Annotated in this window: 5 protein-coding genes; all 5 read right to left on the bottom strand. The window is 64.1% G+C overall.

The genetic code is table 11. The features are described 5' to 3' along the window. Positions 1-347: 347 nt before the first annotated feature. Entirely contained in the window at positions 348-1,400 is a 1,053-nt protein-coding gene (locus B4E36_RS07920) for a sugar phosphate isomerase/epimerase (protein WP_345900208.1), read from the bottom strand. Positions 1,401-1,538: 138 nt separating this feature from the next. Further along, positions 1,539-2,453: a substrate-binding domain-containing protein gene (locus B4E36_RS07915; protein WP_292053903.1), complete on the bottom strand. Its 915-nt coding sequence runs from the start codon at positions 2,451-2,453 to the stop codon at positions 1,539-1,541. Positions 2,454-2,561: 108 nt separating this feature from the next. Next, positions 2,562-3,530: an ABC transporter permease gene (locus B4E36_RS07910; protein WP_292053905.1), complete on the bottom strand. Its 969-nt coding sequence runs from the start codon at positions 3,528-3,530 to the stop codon at positions 2,562-2,564. Between the two features lie 29 nt (positions 3,531-3,559). Beyond that, positions 3,560-5,086 carry a sugar ABC transporter ATP-binding protein gene (locus tag B4E36_RS07905; RefSeq protein WP_292053802.1) on the bottom strand — a complete coding sequence of 509 codons (1,527 nt, stop codon included), beginning with the start codon at positions 5,084-5,086 and terminating at the stop codon, positions 3,560-3,562. A gap of 224 nt (positions 5,087-5,310) precedes the next feature. Then, positions 5,311-6,252 (bottom strand): AI-2E family transporter (locus tag B4E36_RS07900; protein ID WP_345900207.1); only part of this gene is annotated, 942 nt, incomplete at its 5' end.

Genomic DNA, 6,252 nt, shown 5'->3' with positions numbered 1-6,252 from the left:
TCCGGCTGCCGCCACCTTCTCCCCTGAGGGGAGAAGGGACCGTGGGGCTGGTTCTCCGCCCATCATCTCGATCAGCGAACCTCCTCGCCCCTCTGGGGAGAGGGTTGGGGTGAGGGGGAAGTTTGTCAGCCCACGCCAGCCGTTATGTTTATCTGCGGCCCTCCGGCAGCCGCCATTTTCCGCTTCCTCGTTGCGCCCGCGCCCCTCATCCGGCTGCCGCCACCTTCTCCCCGGCGGGGAGAAGGAACCGTGTGGTTGGCTCTCTGCCCATCACCTCGATCAGCGAGCCCCCTCGCCCCTCAGGGGAGAGGGGGGAAGACCAACAGCCGCCGCCTGCGTCAGCGAAACTACAGCCCCAGCAGCCGCTTGTTGGCGGCCTCGTCGGTGCCGCCGCCGGCGAAGTCGTCGAAGGCCTTTTCGGTCACGCGGATGATGTGGTGCCGCACGAATTCGGAGCCTTCGCGGGCGCCGTCTTCCGGGTGTTTCAGGCAGCATTCCCACTCGACCACGGCCCAGCCGTCGAAATCATTGGCGGCCATCTTCGAGAACACCGCGCCGAAATCGACCTGGCCGTCGCCGAGCGAGCGGAACCGTCCGGCACGGTCGACCCAGCCCTGATAACCGCCATAGACGCCCTGCCGGCCGGTCGGATTGAATTCCGCGTCCTTGACGTGGAACATCTTGATCCGGTCCTTGTAGATATCGATGTTGTCGAGATAGTCGAGGCACTGCAGCACGTAATGCGACGGGTCGTAGAGCATGTTGGCGCGCGGGTGGTTGTTGACGTGGTCGAGGAACGTCTCGAAGGTCACGCCGTCATGCAGGTCCTCGCCCGGATGGATCTCATAGCAGATGTCGACGCCGTTCTCGTCGGCATGGTTCAGGATCGGCGTCCAGCGTTTGGCGAGTTCGGCAAAGGCGGTTTCCACCAGGCCCGCCGGGCGCTGCGGCCAGGGATAGAGGAACGGCCAGGCGAGCGCGCCGGAGAAGGTCGCGTGGGCGTTGATGCCCATATTCTTCGAGGCTGAGATCGCCATCTTCACCTGGTTGACGGCCCATTCCTGTCGTGCCTTGGGGTTGCCGCGCACTTCCGGCGCTGCAAAGCCGTCAAAGGCCTCGTCATAGGCCGGATGCACGGCGACGAGCTGGCCCTGGAGATGAGTCGAAAGCTCGGTTACCTCGACGCCGTTCTCGCGGGCCTGGCCCTTGAAGTCGTCGCAGTAATCCCTGGATTCGGCGGCCTTCTTCAGGTCGATGAGCTGGCCGGCCCAGGTCGGCACCTGAACGCCCTCATAGCCGCAATCGGCCGCCCATTTCGTGATCGCGTCCCAGCTGTTGAACGGGGCCTCGTCGCCCGCGAACTGACCGAGAAAGATGGCCGGTCCCTTGATCGTCTTCATGATATTTCCTCCGTTCTATGCGGTCGCGTCGTGTCGGTGGCATCCACCTCGGGTTCCGGCGAAGCGGCCCTGCTTGTGCAGGGCCGGAGGCTCCGCCGGAGCATTGTGATGTCAGGCCGACATGGCCGGCCTGCCGGATCAGTAAGGCGAATCCGGGAAGTAGTAATCCTCGGCATTATCCGGCGTCACCAGCGTGGCGTCGAGGATGTAGCTGCCGGCTACCGGAACCTGATCCATCAGGCCCGCGACCGTCAGTTCCATCGCCGTGCCGATCATCGCCGGCGGATAGAGCACGTCAACCGGGATCATGCTGTCGCCGTCCATGACCTTCTTGATCATGTCCTTGGAGCCCGCGCCGCCGATGACATACTGGATGTCGTCGCGGCCGGACTGCTCGATCGCCTGCAGCACGCCGACGACCATGTCGTCATCCTGCGCCCAGACCACGTCGATCTTCGGATATTTGGTCAGGTAGTCCTGCATCACGCGGAAGGCGTCGTCGCGGTTCCAGTTGCCGAACTGCTTTTCGAGAACCTTGACGTTGGAGCCTTCGAGCGACGCGTCGAAACCGTCCTGGCGCTGCTGGTCGATCGGGATCGGCAGGCCGCGGATGACGACGACTTCGGCATCCGGCGTGGTCTCGACGATGTATTCGCCGGCGACGGCGCCGAGTGCCGGATTGTTACCGGCGACATAGAGGTCGCGGACATTGCTGTCGTTGTTCGACGGCGCGCGGTCCACCAGCGTCACGAAGGCGCCCTGGCTCTTGACCTGCATGATGGCGTTGACCAGCGGGTCCGGGTCGGTCGGCAGGATCACCAGCGCATCGATGCCCTGCACGGCCAGATCCTGCACGGCGTTGGCCTGGCTAGCCGGATCGGGCGAGGTTTTGACGATGATCTCGAGATCTTCATACTCGCCCATCAGCTCCTCGGCCACGCGCTCGGCGTGATAGACGATGCCGGCGGTCCAGCCATGGTCGGCGGCCGGGATGGATACGCCGACCGTCAGCGCCTGGGCTTCGGTGATGCCGACAAGCGATGTCGCCGCCATAAGGCTTGCGCCCAATACCATATGTTTCATGTTTACTCCTCCCAAGTGGCGGACCGGTTCAGTCCGGAATGTCCGGGCTGCGGGCGGTCCGTAAAACCCGCAAGTGCGTTAGCCTTTTTGCCTGTTGAACAGCGAGCGCTGCACCAGCATGGCGATGATGATGATCGTGCCCTGGATGGCGGCGATCAGATATTCGGAAATGAAGTTCGACAGCAGCATGATGTTGCCGACGATCTCCAGAATGAAGGCGCCGCAGATCGTGCCCCAGATGCGGCCGACGCCGCCGCGCAGCGCCGTGCCGCCGACGACGACCGCGGTGATCGCCTGCAGTTCCCACAATATGCCGGTGGTCGCCGACGTCGAGCCGAGGCGCGGCACGTAGAACAGCACGGCGACAGCGACACAGAGCCCCTGGATCAGATAGGTGATGATCCGGACATTGCGCACCGAGATGCCGGAATAGCGCGCCACTTCCTCATTGGAGCCGACGGCGATGACGTGGCGGCCGAAGCGGGTGCGGTAGAGCACGAAGGCCCCGATCAGCGCCGTCACAACGATCGCGATCACGGGGACCGGAATGCCGAGCACCGTGCCGAAATAGGCGGGGCGATAGGCGGACTGGACGTCGAAATCCTTCAGCGTGATCGCGCCGCCCTGCGACAGCCATGTCGTCAGCCCGCGGAATATCCCCATCGTGCCGAGCGTGACGATGAACGGTTCTATTCGCCCGACCGTGGTGATCACCCCGTTCAGAAGCCCGCAGGCCATGCCGATCAGGATCGCGAGCACCATGGCGGCGGCAATCAGCAGGTAGGGGTTGGCAATCACCGCTGTGTTGATGAACATGATCATCAGGCTGGCGACGAAGGCCACCATCGCGCCGACCGAAAGATCGAGCCCGCCCGCCGAAATCACGAAGGTCGCACCGACCGCGATGATCGCGATGAAGGCCGAGCGCGTCGCCACGTTCATCAGATTGGTGACGGTCAGGAAGTTCGGGTTGGAAAACGCGCCAAGCACCAGAAGCAGGGCCAGCGCCAGGAAGGGGGCCAGCACCCGAAGGTCGATCCGGCTCATGAAGCCGGATGTGTTTTCAGCCTGTCCGCTCACGACGCCATCTCCCGCTTGCCGGAAACGCCGGTCGCCAGCACCACGATCTCGTTTTCGTTCATGTCCTCTCCCGTCACCTCGCCGGCGATTTCGCCCGAACGCATCACCACGATCCGGTCGCAAAGGCCGATCAATTCCGGCATTTCCGAGGAAACCACGATGATCGAGTGCCCGTTTTGGGCCAGGTCGGCGATGAATTTGTAGATCTGTTCCTTGTTGCCGATGTCGATGCCGCGCGTCGGCTCGTCGATGATCACGATCTCGGGTTCGAGCAGCATCATCTTGGCGAGCAACAGTTTCTGCTGGTTGCCGCCCGACAGCTCGCCGGCGGCAAGTTCCTTCGAGCCGGTGCGGATGTCGAAGTCGCGGATCGCGTCGTCAAGCGCCTTGTCCTCGGCCTTGCGGTCGACCTGCAGGTTCTTGGTGAACCGGTCGAGGGCGGAAAGCGTCAGGTTGGTTCTGAGGTCCTTGGTCAAGAGCAGGCCCTTGCCCTTTCGGTCCTCAGAAAGATAGACGATGCCGGAGCGAAGGGCCGCGATCGGCGCATTGAAATTGACCGTCCTGCCATTGAGCCGCACCGCGCCCTTGCCGGGCCTGAGGCCCAGCAGGCCTTCCATCAGCTCCGTGCGTCCGGCGCCGATCAGACCGGCAAAGCCGAGGATCTCGCCCTTCCTGAGCGTGAACGAACAGCGTTCGGTATAGCCCGGCACGGTAAAATCCTCGACCTCCAGCACCGGCAGGCCCGCGCCGTCATGGGCGCGGTCAGGATAAAGCTTGGAGACGTCGCGGCCGACCATCAGCCGGGCCATGTCGGCGGGCTCGAGCGTATCGGCGTCTCGGCTGGCGATCAGCTGGCCATCGCGCAGCACGGTCACGGTGTCGGCGATCGCCTTCACCTCGTTGAGACGGTGGGAAATGAACAGCACGGCAACGCCGCGGTCGCGGATCGCGCGGATCACCTTCAAGAGCGCCTCGGTCTCGAAGGGGGTCAACGAGGCGGTCGGCTCGTCGAAGATCACCACCCGGTGCGGGGTCAACAATACGCGGGCGATCTGCACGAGCTGGCGCTTGGCGATCGACAGCCTGGAAACGAGGGTATCGGGCGCGATATCGGTGCCGAGTTCGAGGAGCGCCTTGTGGGCTTCGGCGTTCATCACCCGGTCGTTGACCGCAAGGCCGCGGCGGACTTCCCGGCCGAGGAAAATATTCTGCGCCACGGTGAGATCGGGCGCGAGCAGGATTTCCTGATGCACCAGCACGATGCCGGCGGCCTCCGCTTCGACAGGGTTTTCGAAGCTTACGGGCGCGCCGTCGACTTTCACGGCACCGGCGGACGGTTTCAGATTGCCGGCCAGAAGCCGCATCAGCGTGGATTTGCCGGCCCCGTTTTCGCCGATGACGGCATGAATTTCGCCAGCGCGAACGGACAGGTCGATGCCGTGCAGCACCTCGATCGGGCCAAAGGACTTCCTGAGCCCCTCGGTCTGCAGAATAGCGGCGTTTCCGCCCGCTTTCTCAATCATGATCCTCCCCAGGCGCTGTTACCGAAGCGCTCATTTCTCTCCGGCGCGCCGCGCCGGAAGATGTTCCTCCGCGCCGCCTTCCCGAGCGGCGCAAAACGGGCGCGGCTTCGCCCTTGCGGCGACGGCTGCCCTTTCCCCGATGAGCCTAGCGGGAAAAATGATGTACGTAAAGCATGTTTCGCCGTCCCAACCTTATCCGGGAGGCGGGGTCAGGCGATGTCGGTTCAGTCCTGGCTGACTGCGGTCGGGCTTTGCGCAGGCGGGGGCTCGGCCTCGGCCGGTTTCTCGGCGGCGGCGAGATTTGCCTCCAGCACCCATTCGCGCCAGATCGCGACGATCAGCGCCATCAGCACCGGGCCGACGAACAGCCCGATCAGCCCCATGGTCTTGACCCCGCCGACAAGGCCGAAAAAGGTCGGCAGGAAGGGCAGCTTGATCGGCCCGCCGACGAGGCGCGGGCGCAGCGTCTTGTCGACGATGAAAAGCTCGATCGTGCCCCAGGCAAACAGCGCGATGCCGTGGATCGGCGTGCCGCGCGCCACCAGATAGGCCGAGATCAGCGTGAAGGTCAGCGGCGCGCCGCCCGGCACCATCGCCATCACCGCCGTCAGCAGACCAAAGGAAACGAAATTGGGCACCCCGGCCAGATAATAGGCTGTGCCGAGCACGACGCCCTCGCCCATGGCGATCAGCGTCATGCCGGTCACGGTCGAGGAGATCGTCGCCGGCACGACGCGCGAGATCCGGTACCAGCGGTCGGGAAACAGCCGCTCGCCGATCATGTCGAGCTGGGCGGCGAACTTGTCGCCGTCCTTGTAGAGGAAGAACAGCGCGATCAGCATGAACAGCGCCGCAAGCACCAGCCCGAACACCCGGCCGCTGACGAACAGGGCGGTGCGATAGATGCTGCCGATATTCTCGCCGCTGACGGCCTGGATCAGTTGCCCGATATCGCCGGGCTGGCCGAGATATTCCCGCCATTTCGCCGAAACCCATTCGCCGATGACCGGCAGGTTGTGGATCCAGTCGGGAACCGGCGCGCCGATACGGTTGGCCGCGGCGGCCCAAGAGATCCAGGCCTCCAGTTCGCGCGACATGTAGATCACCGCGAAGACGATCGGCAGGATCAGGAACAACAGGATCAGGAAGATCGCGATCGCGGCGGA

This window comes from Martelella sp. UBA3392, from assembly GCF_002358775.1.
Lineage (GTDB): Bacteria > Pseudomonadota > Alphaproteobacteria > Rhizobiales > Rhizobiaceae > Martelella > Martelella mediterranea.
Note: the sequence above shows the minus strand (reverse complement) of the source record. Positions and strands in the feature narration are given on the sequence as shown.

Coding starts and splice junctions, on each gene's coding strand:
- B4E36_RS07920 (WP_345900208.1), bottom strand. CDS start 1,400: ATGAAGACGATCAAGGGACCGGCCATCTTTCTCGGTCAGTTCGCGGGC.
- B4E36_RS07915 (WP_292053903.1), bottom strand. CDS start 2,453: ATGGCGGCGACATCGCTTGTCGGCATCACCGAAGCCCAGGCGCTGACG.
- B4E36_RS07910 (WP_292053905.1), bottom strand. CDS start 3,530: ATGAGCCGGATCGACCTTCGGGTGCTGGCCCCCTTCCTGGCGCTGGCC.
- B4E36_RS07905 (WP_292053802.1), bottom strand. CDS start 5,086: ATGATTGAGAAAGCGGGCGGAAACGCCGCTATTCTGCAGACCGAGGGG.